General features: G+C 65.7%; 19 protein-coding genes. 10 read left to right on the top strand and 9 right to left on the bottom strand.

Annotated features, from left to right (window positions below):
- Positions 1 to 57: 57 nt before the first annotated feature.
- Both QH470_RS05195 and QH470_RS05190 read right to left on the bottom strand, forming a co-directional pair.
- Positions 58 to 270: a DUF397 domain-containing protein gene (locus tag QH470_RS05195; RefSeq protein WP_280271107.1), complete on the bottom strand. Its 213-nt coding sequence runs from the start codon at positions 268 to 270 to the stop codon at positions 58 to 60.
- Entirely contained in the window at positions 254 to 1,156 is a 903-nt protein-coding gene (locus QH470_RS05190; RefSeq protein ID WP_280271106.1) for a helix-turn-helix domain-containing protein, read from the bottom strand. The genes QH470_RS05195 and QH470_RS05190 overlap by 17 nt, the downstream gene beginning before the upstream one ends.
- A 314-nt stretch (positions 1,157 to 1,470) precedes the next feature.
- Here QH470_RS05190 and QH470_RS05185 point away from each other — a divergent pair, with 314 nt between their 5' ends.
- The 3 genes from QH470_RS05185 to QH470_RS05175 all read left to right on the top strand — a co-directional run bounded on the left by QH470_RS05185 (position 1,471) and on the right by QH470_RS05175 (position 3,873).
- A complete protein-coding gene (locus QH470_RS05185) occupies positions 1,471 to 2,202 on the top strand; it encodes a hypothetical protein (protein WP_280271105.1) in 732 nt (243 codons plus the stop codon).
- Positions 2,203 to 2,606: 404 nt separating this feature from the next.
- Positions 2,607 to 2,912 carry a hypothetical protein gene (locus QH470_RS05180; RefSeq protein ID WP_280271104.1) on the top strand — a complete coding sequence of 102 codons (306 nt, stop codon included), beginning with the start codon at positions 2,607 to 2,609 and terminating at the stop codon, positions 2,910 to 2,912.
- Positions 2,905 to 3,873 carry a helix-turn-helix domain-containing protein gene (locus tag QH470_RS05175; protein ID WP_280271103.1) on the top strand — a complete coding sequence of 323 codons (969 nt, stop codon included), beginning with the start codon at positions 2,905 to 2,907 and terminating at the stop codon, positions 3,871 to 3,873. Before QH470_RS05180 ends, QH470_RS05175 begins: the two co-directional genes overlap by 8 nt.
- Positions 3,874 to 3,898: 25 nt before the next feature.
- On the opposite strand, the gene QH470_RS05170 is transcribed toward QH470_RS05175, so the two are convergent.
- From QH470_RS05170 to QH470_RS05155, 4 genes are read right to left on the bottom strand one after another with little or no spacing between them, the layout of a single operon-like run.
- On the bottom strand, positions 3,899 to 4,765 hold the full coding sequence (locus QH470_RS05170; RefSeq protein ID WP_280271102.1) for a hypothetical protein: 867 nt from the start codon (positions 4,763 to 4,765) through the stop codon (positions 3,899 to 3,901).
- Positions 4,766 to 4,810: 45 nt separating this feature from the next.
- The gene (locus tag QH470_RS05165) at positions 4,811 to 5,521 is read right to left on the bottom strand and encodes a hypothetical protein (protein ID WP_280271101.1); all 711 of its coding nucleotides are present in this window, start codon (positions 5,519 to 5,521) and stop codon (positions 4,811 to 4,813) included.
- Between the two features lie 7 nt (positions 5,522 to 5,528).
- Positions 5,529 to 6,644 (bottom strand): hypothetical protein, encoded by a 1,116-nt coding sequence (locus tag QH470_RS05160; protein WP_280271100.1) that lies wholly within the window; start codon positions 6,642 to 6,644, stop codon positions 5,529 to 5,531.
- 50 nt (positions 6,645 to 6,694) lie between these two features.
- Positions 6,695 to 7,123, bottom strand: coding sequence for a hypothetical protein (locus tag QH470_RS05155; RefSeq protein ID WP_280271099.1), 429 nt, complete (start codon positions 7,121 to 7,123; stop codon positions 6,695 to 6,697).
- A gap of 568 nt (positions 7,124 to 7,691) precedes the next feature.
- On the opposite strand from QH470_RS05155, the gene QH470_RS05150 reads away from it, so the two are divergent.
- The 5 genes from QH470_RS05150 to QH470_RS05130 all read left to right on the top strand — a co-directional run bounded on the left by QH470_RS05150 (position 7,692) and on the right by QH470_RS05130 (position 14,224).
- A complete protein-coding gene (locus QH470_RS05150; RefSeq protein ID WP_280271098.1) occupies positions 7,692 to 9,185 on the top strand; it encodes a nitrate/nitrite transporter in 1,494 nt (497 codons plus the stop codon).
- Between the two features lie 23 nt (positions 9,186 to 9,208).
- Positions 9,209 to 11,770 carry a nitrite reductase large subunit NirB gene (gene nirB / locus QH470_RS05145; RefSeq protein ID WP_280271097.1) on the top strand — a complete coding sequence of 854 codons (2,562 nt, stop codon included), beginning with the start codon at positions 9,209 to 9,211 and terminating at the stop codon, positions 11,768 to 11,770.
- Positions 11,771 to 11,835: 65 nt separating this feature from the next.
- Positions 11,836 to 12,231 (top strand): nitrite reductase small subunit NirD, encoded by a 396-nt coding sequence (gene nirD / locus QH470_RS05140; protein ID WP_280271096.1) that lies wholly within the window; start codon positions 11,836 to 11,838, stop codon positions 12,229 to 12,231.
- Positions 12,228 to 13,454, top strand: a complete 1,227-nt coding sequence (locus tag QH470_RS05135; RefSeq protein WP_280271095.1) for a uroporphyrinogen-III synthase — start codon at positions 12,228 to 12,230, stop codon at positions 13,452 to 13,454. The genes nirD and QH470_RS05135 overlap by 4 nt, the downstream gene beginning before the upstream one ends.
- Positions 13,451 to 14,224 (top strand): sirohydrochlorin chelatase, encoded by a 774-nt coding sequence (locus QH470_RS05130; protein WP_280271094.1) that lies wholly within the window; start codon positions 13,451 to 13,453, stop codon positions 14,222 to 14,224. Before QH470_RS05135 ends, QH470_RS05130 begins: the two co-directional genes overlap by 4 nt.
- Before the next feature lie 135 nt (positions 14,225 to 14,359).
- Here QH470_RS05130 and QH470_RS05125 read toward each other — a convergent pair whose 3' ends face one another.
- The 3 genes from QH470_RS05125 to QH470_RS05115 form a co-directional block, all read right to left on the bottom strand.
- The gene (locus tag QH470_RS05125) at positions 14,360 to 15,448 is read right to left on the bottom strand and encodes an aldo/keto reductase (RefSeq protein WP_425302606.1); all 1,089 of its coding nucleotides are present in this window, start codon (positions 15,446 to 15,448) and stop codon (positions 14,360 to 14,362) included.
- Between the two features lie 579 nt (positions 15,449 to 16,027).
- Positions 16,028 to 16,444 (bottom strand): hypothetical protein, encoded by a 417-nt coding sequence (locus tag QH470_RS05120; protein ID WP_280271093.1) that lies wholly within the window; start codon positions 16,442 to 16,444, stop codon positions 16,028 to 16,030.
- 93 nt (positions 16,445 to 16,537) lie between these two features.
- A complete protein-coding gene (locus tag QH470_RS05115) occupies positions 16,538 to 16,741 on the bottom strand; it encodes an EF-hand domain-containing protein (RefSeq protein WP_280271092.1) in 204 nt (67 codons plus the stop codon).
- A gap of 409 nt (positions 16,742 to 17,150) precedes the next feature.
- On the opposite strand from QH470_RS05115, the gene QH470_RS05110 reads away from it, so the two are divergent.
- Entirely contained in the window at positions 17,151 to 17,978 is an 828-nt protein-coding gene (locus tag QH470_RS05110) for a helix-turn-helix transcriptional regulator (protein WP_280271091.1), read from the top strand.
- A 110-nt stretch (positions 17,979 to 18,088) separates the two neighbouring features.
- Positions 18,089 to 18,535, top strand: a complete 447-nt coding sequence (locus QH470_RS05105; RefSeq protein WP_280271090.1) for a VOC family protein — start codon at positions 18,089 to 18,091, stop codon at positions 18,533 to 18,535.
- The last annotated feature ends 213 nt before the right edge of the window (positions 18,536 to 18,748 follow it).

Here is an 18,748-nt window from a genome sequence, read left to right as displayed (position 1 = left end):
CCGGATGTCCTCGGTTGCGCAGTCCGAGTTGATCCGGTATTCGAGGTGCTGCGGGTGTCAGGAGAGGCGTGTGAACTCTCCATCTTGTACGCCTGCTGTGAAAGCTTCCCACTCGCCCGGGGTGAAGATCAGCGCCGGGCCGGTCGGGTTCTTCGAGTCCCGGACGCCGACAACGCCGTTCACGAAGGCGACCTCCACGCATTCCTTGCCACCGCCGCTATAACTGGACTTACGCCAGTGTGCCTGCGACAGGTCAACGGAATCGATCATAGTAACTTGCTACCTCTCGTATCAGATCCCGCGTAGGGCCTTCATCCAGCGATGCCTCCCGCAGCTTACGGAACACCTCACGGCACCGTCGAACGTCGTCCCGGCGCTCCAGGTAGACGTCACCGGTCGGGGAATTCTCGGCGTAGACCGTCGTCGGTTCGATCGGATTGCCGCGCCCGTCCTTCGGGAAAGTCAAGACGATGAACGGCGAAGCTCCGTATCCGAGCGGGATTCCGGCCCGGTACGGCAGTAGCCGGATGGTGACGTTGTCGCGGGTGCTCATCGCCACGATGTGGCGGAGCTGCGCCGCCATGACCGCAGGGCTGCCGACGACCGTGCGTACGACCGATTCCGTGATAATTACGGTGAGCCGCAATGGTTTCCGATTCCTGGTCAGCAGATGTTGCCGTTTCATCCGGAGGATGACGCTGCGTTCGATATCCGCTACGTTCGTGTAGAACTGGCGATCCAGAGCGGTCGCGTAGTCGGATGTTTGCAACAGGCCGGGGATCGTCAGCGGTTGGAAGGCTGCGAGCTCGCTGGCGGCAGCCTCCAACTGGGTATACAGGCTGAACTTCGACGAGATGATGTCGTCGTACCCGTGCAGCCAGGACCGGACCGGCTTCTGCCGGGCCAGTTCCATTGCTGCTTCGCGCTTTTCGCCCTCGATACCATAGAGGTCGCAGTAATCGCGGATGTCCCGTTCCCGGATCCGTTGCACTCGCCCCAACTCGAGCTGGCTCACGGAGTTCTTGCTGAGCCCCATGGCGCGGGCTGCCGCGTCGGTGGTCATGCCGACTTCCTGACGGCCTTCCCTGAGCAGTCGGCCCAGTTGGCGGCGCGGCAATGAACTGCGGGTGTCTTCGCGGTCGTCGTCCTCGGTCATTGTGTCCGTCCCCCTGTCCTGTGTTTCGCGGCTACCTTGTCCTGCCGCGTGACAACACTAACGCCGGTCGCGTGACCAGTCCTGGCGTTTCGAGCGAATTTCGAAAGTGTGCTGCGTCAGGGTGTTTGACCTGCGGGTTAAGTGCTTTCCTGTGCGTGGCAGTCGAGCGTGGGCAAACGGATACGTTGCCATAGGGGCGGTCCCGACCAGGTTCTGCTGTAGATCGTCCGAACTCGTTCGACCTGGACACCCGGTGTCGTTCGGCAGGCACGCCCTCCCCGTCGCGTCCTGCCCTACCGGGGTGGGTGTCCCGAGTGGGGCTCTCCGGCTCCCGTTCGACTGCCCTGGAAACCACACCTATACAACAGCTTCGGAAGAGATCCGACATGAGTGTGAAAGCGCACGAGCAAGGTCAGAGTGTCACCACTACCATACAGCCAAATATCCAGCGCCCCAAGGCCATTGGGTTCGACATATCCGGGCCGGATGCGCCGGAACGTCGTCGCGTACTCCAGCGCCGGGCCGCCGAACTGGGGTATTACTATGTTTACACGGTGCGCCCACCGGCAGGGCACCAGGACCCGATCGGCTATGCGATCACTATGGGTGTCGGCATCCACGCCGCCGCAATCGTCGTGTACGACCTGGAGGTGGTCGACCACCGCCCGGCGCGGGTGTGTGACCGGTTCGTCCTCGAAACCGTGTGCCCGGGTGAAACGTGGTCACGGGCGTTTCCGCCATTGTGTGACCCTGCGGCGCACAGGTTTCCGGACTACGAGTTGGACCTCGCCGAATCGGCTCGGATCATGCAACAGCACATCGAATGCCGCGCACTGGAATGCCCACGGAAGCACACCGCGCTGAATCGACTGGTGCGGGCAGGCAAGATCGCCCCCTCGGTGACCACGCCGAGCGAACGGGCCGCCGAACGCGGGATCGGGTGCGACGACCCGGTATCCGGCGATACGGAGCCAGTCGGCCGGCACCTGCGAGCGGTGCTGGACGCGATGGACGACATGGCCGCGCAGCTGCGCGAAACCGCGTAGCGCGCACCGGGTGCCGATATGGATGACGTGACCGGACCGAAGGTAGAGACGACCGAAGTAGGCACGCGGAGAGCCGTGTGGAGACCAGTGCACGAGCACGACAGGGACAGGCACATCGAGATCGTGGAGGCGCACGACTACGACACGGGAGAGCGTCGGGTATTCGCACCAGGCACCGATCTCGTCGACGCCCGCGAGCAGACATCGTGGCGGTGGGGTGCGCTCTGGGATCGGGTGCACGCCGCGATGTGGGACGAATGGATACCCAGCCGCCGTCGTCCGCCCGGTTCCGGCCCTGGCGGTGGGGGTCCCTGCTGCCGACCGGCGCAGATAGGCAAGAGGAAATGAGGGCATATCCGACCGCGTTCGCGTGGGTTGATCCAACCATCAGTCCGTGGTCGGAGTTGGACGATGCGAGAGCCCGCAGGCTCGCGCGGCAACTCGGCTACCGCCTGTACTGGCCCGAACCGTCCGTGCTCCCGCTGACCGATCAGGTCCGCGCCGCCGATGTCGACGCGGTGATCGTGCCGTCGCCGGGCCACCTCGACGCGATCCAGCTGCACGCGCTGATGTGCCTCGTGGACGTCGAAACTGCCACCCCGCGCATGAGTTTCGCCCGCTGGACATCATTCCCCTACCAGGCGGGGAAGGCTGGAGCGCCGCGGCGTGGTGGATCACCCGTCATGGTGAGACCACCCTCAGATGCCTGACTCGCGTGGAACCGAGACAGAACAACATCGCAGGCGAAAGGACCCGAGTCGCAGTGACTTTCATACCGTTTCCCAGTCTGCGGGCCATCAGGTGACATACGAGAAGGAGGCGGGACCGCGAGGAACGAGAAGCTCTCTCGGTGCGCGGCTTCGGGAGTTTCGTCGTGATGCCGGGCTGACGGGCCGCAAACTGGCGGAACTCGCAGGGTGGCATGAGTCGAAGATCAGCAAGATCGAGTACGGCAAACAGATACCGTCGGATGCCGACCTCCGGGCTTGGTGCACACACACCGGAAGCCTCGACCATTTGCCGGATCTGATTGCGTCGCTGCGGAATATCGATGCCGCCTACATGGAGTCCTGGAGAGTTCTCGGCACGGGTACCGGTCACCACCAACGCATGCTGGCGAAGGCGGAGGGGGAGACAAGCCTGATTCGATGGTACGAGCTGTACGTGGTTCCCGGTCTGCTCCAGACTCCGGAATACCTCGAATGGATTCTCGGCAGGATGATCGAATTCCATGGTGCCCCCGGCAATCTGGACGAGGCCGTGGTGGCAGGGATCGAACGCCAGCAGGTGCTCTACCGCGGCGATCATCGGCTCTCGTTCCTGATCGCCGAACAGGCGCTGCGAACGACTGCTGGGGACGACTCGGTCATGGCCGGACAGCTCGACAGGCTTCTCACCGCAATGTCGTTGTCGCGCGTGGTTCTCGGGATCGTGCCGGAGCGGGCAGTCTACGGCGGGCCTGCGATCAACGGCTTCGCTATACACGACGACCGGCTCGTCGATACCCAGACGGTGAGCGCCCAGCTGTTGATCACCCAGCCCCGCGAGATCGCGCTGTACGAGCGGATGTTCGCTCTGCTGTCCGAGCAGGCGGTACACGGCGAGGCAGCACGCGATCTCATCGGGCGTGAAGCAGCGAAAAGACGCGATCGGCTCAGCAGGGATTCTTGATCGCCGGAGTATTTCCGGTTGCCTTTCAACCCATCAGTTCACCGTTTCGCATCCGGTCGACTACCTCTTCGGATGCCAGTTCTCGGCGGGCTTCGGGATGCTGCCAGTAGAAACGAACAAGATACAGAAACAGGGCAGGATCCATTCCCAGCACCCACACCGGAACCTGGATCGACCTCTCGAGCGATCCGCGCTGCAGATTGTCTAGCCAGCTGTTTCCGGAGTCCATATCGACCTTCCGGCCAGGCATAGGCGCGATTTCGACAATGTGGACATTGTTCAGCACCCCAGGAAAGACCCCATCGATCTCAGACCACGGGAGCCGTTTCACTGTGCGCCCCAGCCTCTGCACGACCCCGTCGGTGGTAAGCGCCACGAACCCACGGCTATGGCGAGATGAAAACAGGTACCCTCCTAAAATCGCGATCATCCCGACCACGATGACTACGATAACCAGCCCCCCGGCGGATAGCCCGGATCGCGCAGAGCTTTCGCTTCCGTCGGAAAGCTGCTTGAAGAACAGCCATCCTCGGATGACCAGGAAGACTGCTCCGGCAGTGAGCCAGAGTAGGAGAGTTCTCCGCCAAGAGGACAGGTAGAAGATCCTGACTCCGGGAGAATTGTTAACAGCGGCTGAGGTTTCTATGTCTCGTGGAAGTCTCTTACGCCGCACACGGAGAATCGGGATGACAGCGATCAACGATGTCAGCGCAACGAGGAACATTGCTGCACCGAAGATGATCCGACCCATGTCATCTTGTTTTGCGGCGCCGATTGCGAATGGTACCGACACAACGAGCAGAAATAGTACGACAATGGTGGCGAAGACAAGGTTTCCACGTGGTCGTTGCCCACCCCACTCGGCTGCCCATGGCAGCAGCGGCGTAGTCATCGCTCCGGAGTGATTCTCGGACAATGCATCTCCCTATGGATGAGGTCACTTGAATGGTTGCTCGGCCGCCCAAGCCCCACCTGCACCAACGCCGAATCCGAGCAACCCCGCTCCGACCCCTGCACAGAACGCCTGTCCGATCAGCGGGAACGGAGAACAGACGGCGGCTCCCACCCACGCGCCAGCTGCGGCCCCCGCCCACCCTCCGGCGGTGCCGCCTGCTGCGTTCGCGATGGCTTCATCACCCGGCTTCCCGTGATATTTCCAATCATCCCAGTTGACGTATGCGTTGACGGCAGCGCCGAGTGGAATTCCAGCGAGTGCCCTGCTGTCCGCCTTGAGCAATTGCCCGATTTCTGCCTTGGTCGCGGCATCGGTGGTGGAATCCAATGCGCCGGTGAACGCATGTCCCGCACCCGGAGTACCGGAGTCGAGCATCTGAAGAGCCCGCATCTGGTTGATATGAGACTCTGCCATCGCAGCCCCCGCGTGACCTGCCATCGATGCCCCACCCGCTTTTGCCCATTCCGCGCCCGCAGCTGTCGCACCTGAGAATCCGGTTGCGAGGGGATGCGTCACAACCGTGTCCGTGGTCGATGCGTGCAAGCTGTTCCATTCTGTGCCGGTGAACGACTTCACGTTGTCCCAGATAGTCTGTTTGGGCGTACTCGGCGGTGCTTGGCTCGGATCGTACTGAAGCATCGAACCGTCTGGGAACTGTGTCACTATGCGGCCGTCCGGAAACAGTTTCGTCATCGCCGTCCTACCGTCCGGGTAGCTGGTATTCACAGTACCGTCCGGCTGCATCTGCGATTGCATCCCAGCGGAATTCGCTGTGCCGACCAGATGCAACTGACCATCCGGTCCCGGCACATACTGTTCGAATGCACGGAACCCGTCCGGGCGCTGCCATTGCCGGTCGATGACACCGCCCTGCCCGTACTTGTCGGTGACCGTGCCCCCATTCTGAACCGTCAGCGTTCATCGAGTAGATACTCGTCTTGTCACTGCCGTCCGGCACCTTCTGGTATCGCTGCTGCTTCCCGTCCGCGCCGGTGACAGTCATGTCGACAATGCCCGACCCGTCGGAGTGGGGTGTCGACACGGTGGTGACGGGTGGCTTGTTGCCGGTGGTCTCCGTGGTAAGCGTGGATCCATCCGGTTGTTGCAGGGAGGTCGAGACTGTCATGGTGCCGTCCGGATTCGGGGTGACCGTCTTGGTCGAGCCGTCCGGGTTGGTGACTGTGAGCGGGATGCCCTGTTCGAGTGTCAGGGCCTCGCCTACGATCGGCGGTAGCTCGGACGGTTTGGCTGTCTCCGGATGCGTCAAACCTTGGTACATAGCCCGGATCCCCTTCGGTGGCGCCTCCAGCAGCGTGACCTTTCCCAGTTCGGCCTTGGCGAGGTCGATCTGTGCCTTCGCGGCGGTCGCAGCGTTGTCCGCATTCTGCAATGCCGATAGCAGCTCCAGCTGGCATTGGCTGGCCTCGTACATCAGATTCAGCCGGGCGGCGGTGACATCGCCGCGATCCTTGCCTGCGCCCTCCAGCTGCTTGATCTTGGTATCGGCGGTCACGGTGCCGTCGTCCTTCACGTCGAACCCCCGCACGTCCTGGAACAGATTCCGTTTGGTGACAACAAGATTCTTCGCGTCGGTCAAAGCGGTCTGCTGGGTGGTGTAAGCGCCTTTGAGGGTGTTGATCTGGCCCATGATGTGACTCCCGGCGGTCTTCTCGTTCACCACCCGCGTCGCGGCGGCATCCGCACCAGCGCCTTTCCAGGACTCGGCCAGATCGTCCTGGGTGGTGAGCATCGATTGCAACATCCCGTCGCCCTTGATCATCAGATCGCCCAACGCTGTCGCGTCGGTGCTGAGCACGTCGGTATTCCACTTCTCGACCTGGGAGATGAGAAGAGTAGGGCGGCCGGTCATTGCAGCCCGCCCATCGCCCGCAGTTGATCGGCGAAAGCGGTGTCTTCGACCTGGTACTTGTCGCCGGTTCCCTTGGCGATCTGCGCCATCTCGGCAGGTCTGGTCGAGAACGACGTAAGCGACGATTTGACCTGGTCACGAGCAGCGTAAACACTCCCGCTCAGATCAGTGCCGGGGAACGGATCACCAGTGGCGGCACTAGTGAAACCGTCGCCGAGGCCCTTGATTTCGCCCGACAGCCCATCCAGCCACTTCGCCCAAGCCCGCAAGGCATCCGGATCGACCTGCACCGCTTCCCCCCTCACAAACGAACAGCTCAGAGCATCCAGAACGGTGTCTGATCGTCCTACACGGGACGCCTGCGCCGCAAGCTGCAGCAAGATTTGCGATGACCGGGCAAACCAGTGGACGTAGCGCTGATCCACCTCCGTCCGAGTCCCTCGCTGAGGCAAACAGCGGTACGGTTCGTGGCCGTGGCAGCAGACCTGGCATCTGGGGCGTTCGCTTTGGCGGGCACTGCGATTGCGGTAGTGCGACGTTCGCGGTCGCGTGGTTGAACCTGCGGGGGCAGCGTGGCCGGCGAGCTTTCGAGCGCCACCACGAGGCGTATGGGCTGTTCCTGAGCCCGGTGAATCTCTGTATCGACTCCGCGACCGAGATCGGAGTCCGGCGGGCCGTCCCTGTCCGGGATGACAGTATCGAATTCACCGTAGAACTTGCCGACTGGTGAGGTCTGAGCCAAGATGGTGGCCATCGGCAAGTGGGTGTGTGCCAAAACACTTGCTGCTGTGGATCTCACCGGTCGCTCGTCCTTTGGTGGGCTTCTTTTGACGCACGGAAACCGTTGTGTCACACGCACGAAACATTCACCCGGTTCTCACGAACTCGTCCCGGCAATCGTGAGCAACCGTTGATTTGACGGTCATTTCGCGCAGCATCGGCGCAATACCGGTTTCCTACCTTGGGGCCATCCCGGAATTCAGGAGGCCCTTGGTGAGCACGCTGACGCGCAGTCACGACATAGAGCATTGGGATGCCGAGGACGTCGAGGCTTGGGAAGCGGGCGGCAAGAACATTGCCCGCCGCAACCTGATCTGGTCGGTCTTCGCCGAGCACATCGGGTTCTCGGTGTGGTCGATCTGGTCGGTGATGGTGCTGTTCATGCCCACCGACCTGTTCCACATCGACACGGCGGGCAAGTTCTTCCTCGGCGCGGTTCCGACGCTGGTCGGCGGCGTGCTGCGGATTCCCTACACGGTCGCCACGGCCAAGTTCGGTGGCCGGAACTGGACCATCTTCTCGGCGCTCGCGCTGCTGGTACCGGTGCTGCTGACGCTGTACTTCATCAACCAGCCCGGCACCTCGTTCACGACCTTCTTGATCGTGGGGGCGTTCGCGGGATTGGGCGGCGGCAACTTCGCCTCGTCGATGGCCAATATCAACGTCTTCTACCCGCAGCGGCTCAAGGGCTGGGCGCTGGGCCTCAACGCGGGCGGCGGCAATGTCGGCGTCCCGGTGATCCAGCTGATCGGCCTGGCCGTCATCGCGACTCTGGGCAGCGCCTACGGGCACGCCTCGGTCGTGTGCCTGGTGTACCTGGCGCTGATCGTCACCGCGGCCACCGGCGCGGCGCTCTACATGGACAACGTGCGCAACCAGAAGGCCGACTACTCCTACATGATCACGGCGCTGAAGGTGCCGCAGTCGTGGGCGATCGCGTTCCTCTACATCGGCACATTCGGCTCGTTCATCGGATACAGCTTCGCGTTCGGGCAGGTGCTGCAGGTCAGCTTCGTCGCCGGGGGCGGCAAGCCCGCCGAGGCGGCGCTGCACGCCGCGCAGATCGCGTTCATCGGCCCGCTGCTCGGCTCGATCACCCGGCCCTACGGCGGCAAGTGGGCCGACCGGTTCGGCGGCAGCCGGGTGACGCTGTACAGCTTCGGCGCCATGACGCTCGCGACGCTCGCGGTGGCCGTCGCCAGTGCGGTCGCCGACGGTAACAACCACGTGCCCACCGGTGCGGTGATGGCCGCGATGGTGATCGGCTTCATCGCTCTGTTCGTGGTGTCCGGGATCGGCAACGGCGCGGTCACCAAGATCATCCCGTCCGTGTTCGACGCCAAATCCCGCAGCCTGCAAGCCGATTCGGCGACGCGGGCGGCCTGGTCGCAGAACACCTCGGGCGCGCTGATCGGTTTCGTCGGCGCGGTCGGTGCGCTCGGCGGGGTCGGCATCAATCTGGTGCTGCGCTCCTCCTACGCCTCCACCAAGTCCGCTACCACCGCCTTCTGGGTGTTCATGGCGTTCTACCTGGTCTGCGCCGCGGTGTGCTGGGCCGTGTTCCTGCGCCGTCCGAGTGCGCGGCAGCGCCCCGAGCCCGATGTCGTGGTGGAGGCCGAGACGTTCGTGCTCGAGGCCGAACTCGAATCCGGAAATCCCGTGTCCGGCAATGGATCCCCGTCCACCAACCGTCGGCCCAGAGCCTGACCAGAACCATTCGGAGGACAGACATGAACCCCACTGTGGAACCCGCGCAGCGCAAGACCGTGGTGGTCGTCGGTCACGGCATGGTCGGCCACCGGTTCGTCGAGGCCCTGCGCTCGCGCGACACCGACGGCCGCTGGCAGGTCGTGATCCTCAGCGAGGAACCGCGCCCGGCGTACGACCGCGTCGGCCTGTCGTCCTACGTCGGCGCCTGGGACGCGACCGCGCTGGCGCTGCCCGGCAACGAGTACGCCGGTGACGCGCTGGTGGATCTGCGGCTGGGCGTCTCCGCCGAGAACGTGGACCGCGGCGCCCGCAAGGTCACCACCTCCATCGGTGACGTGATCGGTTACGACGCACTGGTTCTCGCGACCGGCTCGTACGCCTTCGTGCCGCCGGTGCCCGGCCACGACCGCCCCGAATGCTTCGTCTACCGCACCATCGAGGACCTCGACGGCATCCGGGCGGCGGCCGACGCGGCCGGGCCGGGCGCGGTCGGCGTCGTGGTCGGCGGCGGCCTGCTCGGGCTGGAAGCGGCGAATGCGTTGCGGCTCATGGGTATCACCCCGCACGTGGTCGAGTTCGCGCCGCGGCTGATGCCGGTGCAGGTCGACGAGGGCGGCGGCGCGATCCTGGAGCGCCTGGTCACCGATCTGGGGCTGCACGTGCACACCGGTGTCGGCACCTCCGCCATCGAGGCCGTGGAAGACGGTGCGGGACTGCGGGTCACGCTGTCGGACGAGTCGACCATCGACGCCTCGCTGGTGGTGTTCTCCGCCGGTGTCCGCCCGCGCGACCAGATCGCTCGCGACGCCGGGCTGGAGGTCGGGCCGCGCGGCGGTGTGATCACCGACCTCGGGCTGCGCAGTTCCGATCCCCACATCTACGCCGTCGGCGAGGTGGCCGCCGTGGAGGGGACCTGCTACGGCCTGGTCGCCCCCGGCTACACCACCGCGGAGATCGTGGCGGACCGATTGCTCGGCGGCGCAGGGGAATTCCCCGGCGCGGACCTGTCCACCAAGCTGAAGCTGCTCGGTGTGGACGTGGCCAGCTTCGGTGACGCGCACGGCACGACCGAGGGCGCGCTGTCGGTCGTGCTGCACGACGCGGCCAAGGGCACCTACGCCAAACTCGTTCTCTCCGATGACGCCAAGACCCTGCTCGGCGGCATCCTGGTCGGCGACGCGTCACAGTACGCGGCGCTGCGCCCGCTGGTCGGCAGCGAGTTACCCGCCGAGCCCGCGGCCCTGATCTCGCCCGCCGGTGCAGAACTGGGGGCCGACGCGCTGCCCGACGAGGCGCAGATCTGCTCCTGCAACAACGTGTCCAAGGGCGCCATCTGCGGCGCCATCGCGGACGGCGCCTGCGACATCCCCGGCATCAAGAGCTGCACCTCGGCCGGAACCTCCTGCGGCGGTTGCGTTCCCATGCTCAAGAAGCTGCTGGAGCAGTCGGGCGTGGAGATGTCCAAGGCGCTGTGCGAGCACTTCGAGCAGTCGCGCGCGGAGCTGTTCGAGATCATCCAGGTCACCGGCATCCGCACCTTCTCCGAGCTGATCACCAAGCACGGCAGGGGAACCGGCTGCGACATCTGCAAGCCGACGGTCGCCTCGATCCTGGCCTCCACCTCGAGCGACCACATCCTCGAGGGTGAGCAGGCCGCGCTGCAGGACACCAACGATCACTTCCTCGCGAATCTGCAGAAGAACGGCACCTATTCGGTGGTGCCGCGGATGCCCGGCGGCGAGTGCACGCCCGAGCAGCTGATCGAAATCGGCCAGATCGCCAAGGATTTCGGTCTCTACGTGAAGGTCACCGGTGGTCAGCGCATCGACCTGTTCGGCGCGCGGGTCGAGCAACTGCCGAAGATCTGGCAGCGCCTGGTCGATGTCGGCATGGAATCCGGGCACGCCTACGGCAAGTCGCTGCGCACCGTGAAGAGCTGCGTCGGGTCCACCTGGTGCCGCTACGGCCAGCAGGATTCGGTCGGCATGGCGGTGCTGCTGGAGAAGCGGTACCGCGGGCTGCGGTCGCCGCACAAGCTGAAGCTGGCCGTGTCCGGGTGCGCCCGCGAATGCGCCGAGGCGCGCGGCAAGGACGTCGGCGTCATCGCCACCGAGAACGGGTGGAACCTGTACGTCGGCGGCAACGGCGGCCTCACGCCCAAGCACGCGGTGCTGCTGGCAGGCGATCTCGACGACGAGACGCTGATCAAATACATCGACCGCTACCTGATGTTCTACATCCGCACCGCCGACCGGCTGCAGCGCACCGCGCCCTGGCAGGAGGCGCTGGAAGGTGGCATCGAGCACGTCAAGCAGGTCGTGTGCGAGGACTCGCTGGGCATCGCGGACGAGCTGGAGGCGGCCATGGCCCAGCACGTCGCCGGGTACAAGGACGAGTGGTCGGCGGTGCTGGAGGACCCGGAGAAGCTGTCGCGGTTCGTGTCCTTCGTCAACGCGCCGGACCAGAGCGACCCGACCATCGGCTTCGACGACAGCGGCGAGCGCAAGGTCCCGGTCCTGCTGGGTATGCCCGAGGTGCCGGTCGGCAGCGCTGTCGCCGAGAGCGCCACGCACGGGAAATAGGCGCGTAATCGCCTGGAAACAGGACGCCGGTACCAATAGGTAGGGCGTTCGGAGGAGAGTTACCGATGACCGTGATCGACACACCCGGTATTGCTCAGGTGACCACCGCAGGGTGGACCTCGGCCTGCCGCCTCGACTATTTGATTCCCGGCCGCGGCGTGGCGGTGTTGCTGAAAGGTGGCCGTCAGGCCGCCCTGTTCCTGCTGCCCGACGGCAGCCTGTACGCCGTCGGCAATATCGATCCGTTCGGGCGGGCCGCGGTGATGTCGCGCGGCATCGTCGGTGATCGAGGCGGTGTGCCCGTCGTGGCGTCGCCCCTGCTCAAACAGGCCTTCTCGCTGCTCGACGGGCACTGCCTCGACGACGACTCGACGGGGCTGCCGGTATACGGTGTCCGCGTGATCGACGGTGTCGTGGCGGTGTCCGACGAGCCGGTGGACTATACCGAGGACTCGGCATGAGCGTTGATATCCCGAACAACGCCGCCTGCCTCGACGGCTTCACCATCGGCGTCACCGCCGCGCGGCGCGCCGACGAGCTGGCCACCCTGCTGACCCGGCGCGGGGCGAACATCGTGGCCGCCCCCGCGATCCGGATCATTCCGCTGGCCGACGACAACGAACTGGAGCGGGTGACCAGGCAGTTGGTCACCGATCCGCCGCAGGTCACCGTCGCCACCACCGGTATCGGTTTCCGTGGCTGGATGGAGGCCGCGGAAGGGTGGGGCTTGGCCGAAGATCTGCGCACGACGCTGGGCTCCACCCGCCTGCTGGCCCGCGGCCCGAAGGCCAAGGGCGCCATCCGGGCCGCGGAACTGCGCGAGGAGTGGTCGCCGGCCTCGGAGTCCTCCGCGGAGGTGCTCGATCATCTGCTGGCCGAGGGCGTGGAGGGTACGCGCATCGCGGTGCAACTGCACGGCGCGACCACCGAGTGGGAGCCGGTTCCCGACTTCTGCGAGGTATTGCGTTGCGCCGGAGCCGATGTCGTGCCGGTGCCGGTGTATCGCTGGATTCCGCCGGAGGATCCGACCCCGCTCGACCGGATGATCGAGGCCATCGTCACCTCGGCGCTGGACTGCGTGACCTTCACCAGCGCCCCGGCGGTGGCCTCGACGCTCATGCGCGCCAAGGAAACCGGGCTGCTGGAGGCCGTGCTGCACGCCTTCCGCGCCCGGGTGCTGCCCGCGTGCGTCGGGCCGATCACCGCCGCTCCGCTGGAGGAGCTGGGAGTGTCCACCACCATGCCCGGCCGGGCGCGGCTCGGTGCCCTGGCGCGGCACGTGGCCGAGGAATTACCGCGGCGCGCCAACCGGATTCACGCCGCGGGTCACATCCTGAGCGTGCGCGGTGGCTGCGTGGTGGTCGACGGCCAGGTGCGGCAGCTGGCCCCGGCGCCGATGGCGCTCATGCGCGCCCTGGCGCGGCAGCCCGGACGGGTGGTGTCGCGCGAGGATCTGCTCGCGGCGCTGCCCGGCGGCGGCGACGACACGCACGCGGTGGAGACGGGCATCGCCCGACTACGCGCGGGTCTCGGCACGCCGAAGGCCATCCAGACCGTCGTGAAGCGCGGCTACCGGCTCGCGCTGGACCCCGCCGAGTGCATCGACAACAACCCGCGCCCGCCGGTCGGCTACGCCCCCTCACTGCGCCCCCAGGGCCCCGCACCCATGGCAGGGGTCTGGTGAGCGGTCCGGCCCTGGTGCTGGTCGCACACGGCACCAGGAGTTCGCGCGGCGTGCGGATGATCGCCGATTTGGCCGAGGCGGTGTCGCGGGAGCTGGGCGCGGTGGCGCCCGCGCCGGACTTGCTCGATGGCGAGTCCGGGCGGTTCGACGTGCGCGCTCTCGAACCCGCGCCCGTGGTGCGCACGGCGTTCGTGGACGTGCTCGGACCCTCGCCCGCCGAGGTGCTGCGCGACCTGGATTCCGTTCCCGCCGTGGTGGTTCCGGCCTTCCTCGCGTCCGGGTACCACGTGTATCAGGATGTGCCGCGCGAGGTCGCGGAGAGCGGGCACGCGTCCGTCGCGGTGACCCCGGCGATGGGTCCGGACCCGGCCCTGGCCCGCATCATGCGGATGCGGCTACGGGCCGCGGGCTGGCGCCCCGGCGACGCCGTGGTGTTCGCCGCCGCCGGTTCCTCCGACGCCCGAGCCCGCCACGACGTCCGCCGCGCGGCCCGGCTCCTGGGCCAGGACCTCGATGCCCCCGTGCGAGTCGCCTACATCGCCACCGGCGAGCCCCGAGTCCCCGAAGTAGTTGCCTCCCTTCGCGAATCCGGCGCCCCCCGCGTCTTCATCGCCTCCTACCTACTGGCCCACGGCCTGTTCCACCAACGCCTTCACGACACCGGCGCAGACGGCGTAGCCGAGCCCATCGGCGTCCACCCCGCCATCGTCCGCCTACTAGCCGACCGCTACCGCACCGCCGCAAGCGAACTCACCCGAACCGCCGCCTGAATCACGTCGCCTGTGGCCCGGCGGCCTTCTCGAACAGCGCCGCCGACGACCTTGTTTCGTCAATGTCCGGCCGTCATCCCGGCATGCTGTTGGCCGGATCCACACCGCGCACCCGTGGTCGGGTGCAGTGTCGGGTCAGCGGCGGGGTTCGATGGTGAGGCCGCCGGTGGTGACGGTGCGGGTCATGTCTCGGGCCAGCATGTCGTGGGGGAAGCCGAGGGAGATGGCGCTGGCTTCTTCGAGGCGGGTGAGGTGGGTGGGGGCGAATTCGATGTCGAGGGCGCCGAGGTTGTCCTCCAGTTGGTGGGCGGTGCGGGCGCCGATGATGGGTGCGGTCACGGCCGGGTTCTGCAGGGTCCAGGCCAGGGCGACCTGGGCGGGGGTGCGGCCGAGTTCGGTGGCGACCTGGCGGACCACGTCGGTGATGGCGAGACCGCGTTCGGTGAGCTGGTTCTGCGCGAGGGCCACGTTCTTGCGGGTGCCTTCGGGGGAGCCCACGCCCTCGGCGTCGAGGTCGGCGCGGCTGTACTTGCCGGTGAGTACCCCGCTCGCCAGCGGTGACCACGGAATCACGCCCAGGCCCATCTCCCGGGCCATCGGGATCAGATCGCGTTCGGCGGTGCGCTCGATCAGGTTGTATTCCACCTGCAGCGCCACCAGCGGCGACCAGCCGCGCAGATCGGCGATGGCCTGCATCCGCGAGACCTGCCACGCGGGGGCGTCGGAGATCGCGACGTACAGCACCTTGCCCTGGCGGACCAGATCGTCCATCCCGCGCAGGATTTCGTCCACCGGAGTGTGGAAGTCCCACGCGTGCAGGTACAGCAGATCGATGTAGTCGGTATTCAGCTGCCGCAGACTGGCTTCCACGGAGGCGAACATGCTCTTACGGTGATTACCACCGGCATTCGGGTCGCCCGGCCGCCGCTGCATCGTGTATTTCGTTGCCAGTACCAGGCTTTCGCGATTGTCGCGGGTGAACTCGCCCAGCAGCCGCTCGGAACTGCCGTTGGTGTACATGCTGGCGGTATCGATGAAGTTGCCGCCGCGCTCGAGATAGAGGTCGAACACCTTGCGCGCATCGTCGCGGTCGGCGCCCCAGCCCCAATCCGCGCCGAAGGTCATCGTGCCCAGAGCCAGCGGGGAGACCCGCAGCCCGGACCGCCCCAGCAGCCGGTAGGTGTCGAGGGTGAGGGACATGGTGTCCTCCTGTGTCGTAGCCATCGTCGGAATCGAGTCTGCGACGGCCGCGAACAGGGGGTAAGGGAAGGTTTTTCCTGGGAGCGCCGGTCCTAGGCTGGCGAGACCGATGTAGTCCGAGCGAAAGTACTTGTCCGCCAGTATTCACTGGGACTCGCGCTCAGAAGGACATGATCGACATCGGACTACATCGGCGAAGTCCGGCCCGATTCGGCCATCACTGACCTGCGGTTTCCTCTACCCCATTCTGAAGGTTCAGAACAAGTCCCCCAAAGTTCGACAAGAATCGTCATTCCTGCGAAACCATCCTGCGCGACCGCCGACAATACCCAACTCCAGGGCATCGGCGTAAGCGCTGGGTTAGCGAGCCTGTTGGCATGACCCGGCCGCCCTTTTCACAGGTCTATGAGATTGCTGAAGCCGCCTACGTCAAGCGTTTCAATCTCGGCGCTCTGGTCACGTCAGACGGCTACATCGGCACATCAAACGCCAGCACGCCGCGTACCGCGCTGACCGAAACCGGCCAGCGCGGTACGACGAAACATCAACCAGTGCTAGCGGCCTCGGGACCGACCGAGCGCACGCTACCGCTGAATTGCGTGCTCAGAAATCTCCGACCCAGTGAAGGGTCCAGGTCTGGTCCAAATCCTCCCCCATCGGATGCAGGGCAACTTCCCCTGCGCCCGGTTGCGCGGTGGCATACAGGTTGTCGTTCGGAACGTGTAGCTGGTATTCGTCTGAGCTGATGTGGTCAAAAGACCAGCGGAACTTTGACGCGCTCTCGGGTTCGCCCTCGACGCGCGCGCCCTCCCTCTCGATAGCGGAAAGGGCGTGTCCGGTGTTGTGATTCACGATGGCAAACCCCTCATAATCGTCGAAGGGTTTGAGAGACCAGATGAATTGTCCGTCAGCCGCAGACGGCTTGTCGGTCCGTTCCAGGACGATAGTCTTCGAGTCTTCAAGAGTTCTGAGCCACCCGTTGCCGGTGGAGATTCTGTAGGCGCCGCTGGTCAATGACATGTCGATCCCTCTTTTCCAGGTCCGATCCGTACGGATTGTCCGTGCCCGCACCGCCGAGGATCACCGTGCGGGCATCGTGGGTCTCGACGGGTGCTAGCCGCGCGCCAAGGAAGACTTCTCGAATTCTTCGCGACTGATCTGGCCGTCCTTGTTCCCGTCGAGCAGACCGTGATAGCGGGCGTTGGCGCCCTCGCTGATATTCCGTGTCCGGTCGAGGTAGGCCTTCAGTTCCGCGACGGAGATGAAGCCGTCGTTGTCGGTGTCGATCTCGGAAAATGTCTGGTTTGCGTCAGCCATGGCAACCTTCTTGTCGTAGTTGTCTGAATTGGCGTTCAACACACACACATTCGGCCGCGAGCCCGAACCGCAGGGAAAGCGGGCCGCCCACATCGTAGGCGAGGAAGATACTTCGTGCCTTCCTTCGAATCGCTGATGTCTGTGCTGCTCCCGAGCCGGGCGCGTAAGCACCGGCCGGTGTCGTTGTTGGCGATGGTGAAATTGCCGGCCGGGAAGTTCGCCATCCCTGAATTGTCTGGTAGAAGCCGTTTCCGCGTCCGCGACTTCGGAGGAATGACGCCCTGAGCGGCCCGGCGCTCGGGCCGTCATGGCTGATCTCGTGGTCTTTCGGTCCCAGCACCGATGCCGGCGCGGGTTCGGGGGTTTTCCTGGGAACACCGGTCCTAGGCTGGCCGTAGGATCGATCCTGATGACTGGCACGGTGGATGCGACACAGGAGCTTGGGGCGTTTTTGCGGGCCCGGCGGGAACGGCTGGACCCGCGGGACGTGGGGCTGCCCGCGCGGCGGTCCCGGCGTACGCCCGGGTTGCGGCGGGAGGATGTCGCGGAGTTGGCGGGGGTCAGCACCGACTACATCGTGCGGCTGGAACAGGGGCGGGGGCTGCGGCCGTCGGCGGAGGTGCTGGAGGCGCTGGCCCGGGCGCTGCGGCTGGGCGGGGACGAGCGCGCCTACCTGTTCGACCTGGCCCGGCAGCGCCAGCCCGACGACGGCAAGCCCGCCACCACCGCGGCTCCGGCCCTGCAACTGCTGGTGACCGACCTGTCGCCGCTGCCGGCGATGGTGGTGAACCACCGCTACGACATCCTGGCGTGGAACCGCGAGATGAGCCGTCTGCTACTGGATTTCGATACGCTGCCGCCGTCGCAGCGCAACTCGATGTGGATGTGCCTGTTGCATCCGGGGATGCGCGACTTCTTCGCCGACCGCGAACGCACGGTGCGCGAGGGCATCGCCGACCTGCGGGCCGCCTGGGCGGCGCATCCGGACGATCGGGTGCTTGCCGACCTCATCCGGGAATTCCGTTCCCGCAGTGTGGAATTCGAACTGTTGTGGGCGAAACAGGACGTCCGGGTGAACGGGCGTGGGCAGAAGACGCTGGTGCATCCCGACGTCGGCCCGGTCACGGTGGCGTACGAGGCGTTGATGCCGTTGCAGGATCCGGATCAACGGCTGATCATCTACCGCGCCGCCGACGAGGCCAGCCAGGCGGCGCTGGATCGGTTGGCCGAGGACTGACTCGGGACCGACGAATCCGGGAAAAAAATTTCGCGGAAGTATGTCGAAATGGTCCGGGTGGCTCCGACCGAAGGGTGACAGCACGTCGGAACAACCCACAGGAGCACATCATGACCAGCGTCACCACCTTCTTCTGGTTCGAGCGCGACGCCGAGCAGGCGGCCGAGTTCTACACCGCGACCGTGCCGGATTCCCGCATCACCGACATCAGCCGCAGCCCCGACGGGTCGGCGTTCATCGTCGCCCTGGAACTGGCCGGGCACGCCGTCACACTGATGAACGGCGGACCGGACCACCCGCTGTCCGACGCGGCGTCCATCCAGGTCGTCGTCGACACTCAGCACGAGGTCGACCGGCTGTGGGCGGCGCTGACCGAGGGCGGCGCGCCCGGCCCGTGCGGCTGGCTGACCGACCGCTACGGCCTGTCCTGGCAGGTGGTACCCGCGGCGCTGCCGAAGCTGCTGAACGGGGACCACGCCGCAGCTGTGGGCGCCGCCCTGCGCACCATGTCGAAGATCGACCTGGCAGTGCTGCAGGACGCGCACGACCGAGGCTGACTACTGACGCGAGCAGGCCGTGCTGGTCGATTGCCCAGGGGATGTGGTCGGGCGGCGGACACGCGCCCCCGCCTCGGCGAGTTTCCCTGTGCCACGGTGCGATACTGCATCAATGTCCCGGGTCATGCGCTGCCTGACGGTCCTGTTCGCGATGTTTGCCATGGTTGTGCCGGTGTCGGGGGGGGGGGGGGGGGGGGGGGGGGGGGGGGGGGG

Origin of the sequence: Nocardia wallacei (genome assembly GCF_029868745.1) — a bacterium.
In the GTDB taxonomy this organism is placed as follows: Bacteria; Actinomycetota; Actinomycetes; order Mycobacteriales; family Mycobacteriaceae; genus Nocardia; species Nocardia wallacei_B.
This window is presented reverse-complemented; position numbering and strand designations above follow the sequence as displayed.

What these genes read in the sequence shown, in the direction of transcription:
- QH470_RS05115 (WP_280271092.1), bottom strand. Translation starts at nt 16,741, where the DNA reads ATGGCTGACGCAAACCAGACATTTTCCGAGATCGACACCGACAACGAC.
- QH470_RS05170 (WP_280271102.1), bottom strand. Translation starts at nt 4,765, where the DNA reads ATGACTACGCCGCTGCTGCCATGGGCAGCCGAGTGGGGTGGGCAACGA.
- QH470_RS05110 (WP_280271091.1), top strand. Translation starts at nt 17,151, where the DNA reads ATGACTGGCACGGTGGATGCGACACAGGAGCTTGGGGCGTTTTTGCGG.
- QH470_RS05120 (WP_280271093.1), bottom strand. Translation starts at nt 16,444, where the DNA reads ATGTCATTGACCAGCGGCGCCTACAGAATCTCCACCGGCAACGGGTGG.
- QH470_RS05175 (WP_280271103.1), top strand. Translation starts at nt 2,905, where the DNA reads ATGCCTGACTCGCGTGGAACCGAGACAGAACAACATCGCAGGCGAAAG.
- QH470_RS05165 (WP_280271101.1), bottom strand. Translation starts at nt 5,521, where the DNA reads ATGACGAAACTGTTTCCGGACGGCCGCATAGTGACACAGTTCCCAGAC.
- nirB (WP_280271097.1), top strand. Translation starts at nt 9,209, where the DNA reads ATGAACCCCACTGTGGAACCCGCGCAGCGCAAGACCGTGGTGGTCGTC.
- QH470_RS05195 (WP_280271107.1), bottom strand. Translation starts at nt 270, where the DNA reads ATGATCGATTCCGTTGACCTGTCGCAGGCACACTGGCGTAAGTCCAGT.
- nirD (WP_280271096.1), top strand. Translation starts at nt 11,836, where the DNA reads ATGACCGTGATCGACACACCCGGTATTGCTCAGGTGACCACCGCAGGG.
- QH470_RS05105 (WP_280271090.1), top strand. Translation starts at nt 18,089, where the DNA reads ATGACCAGCGTCACCACCTTCTTCTGGTTCGAGCGCGACGCCGAGCAG.
- QH470_RS05135 (WP_280271095.1), top strand. Translation starts at nt 12,228, where the DNA reads ATGAGCGTTGATATCCCGAACAACGCCGCCTGCCTCGACGGCTTCACC.
- QH470_RS05125 (WP_425302606.1), bottom strand. Translation starts at nt 15,448, where the DNA reads ATGGCTACGACACAGGAGGACACCATGTCCCTCACCCTCGACACCTAC.
- QH470_RS05190 (WP_280271106.1), bottom strand. Translation starts at nt 1,156, where the DNA reads ATGACCGAGGACGACGACCGCGAAGACACCCGCAGTTCATTGCCGCGC.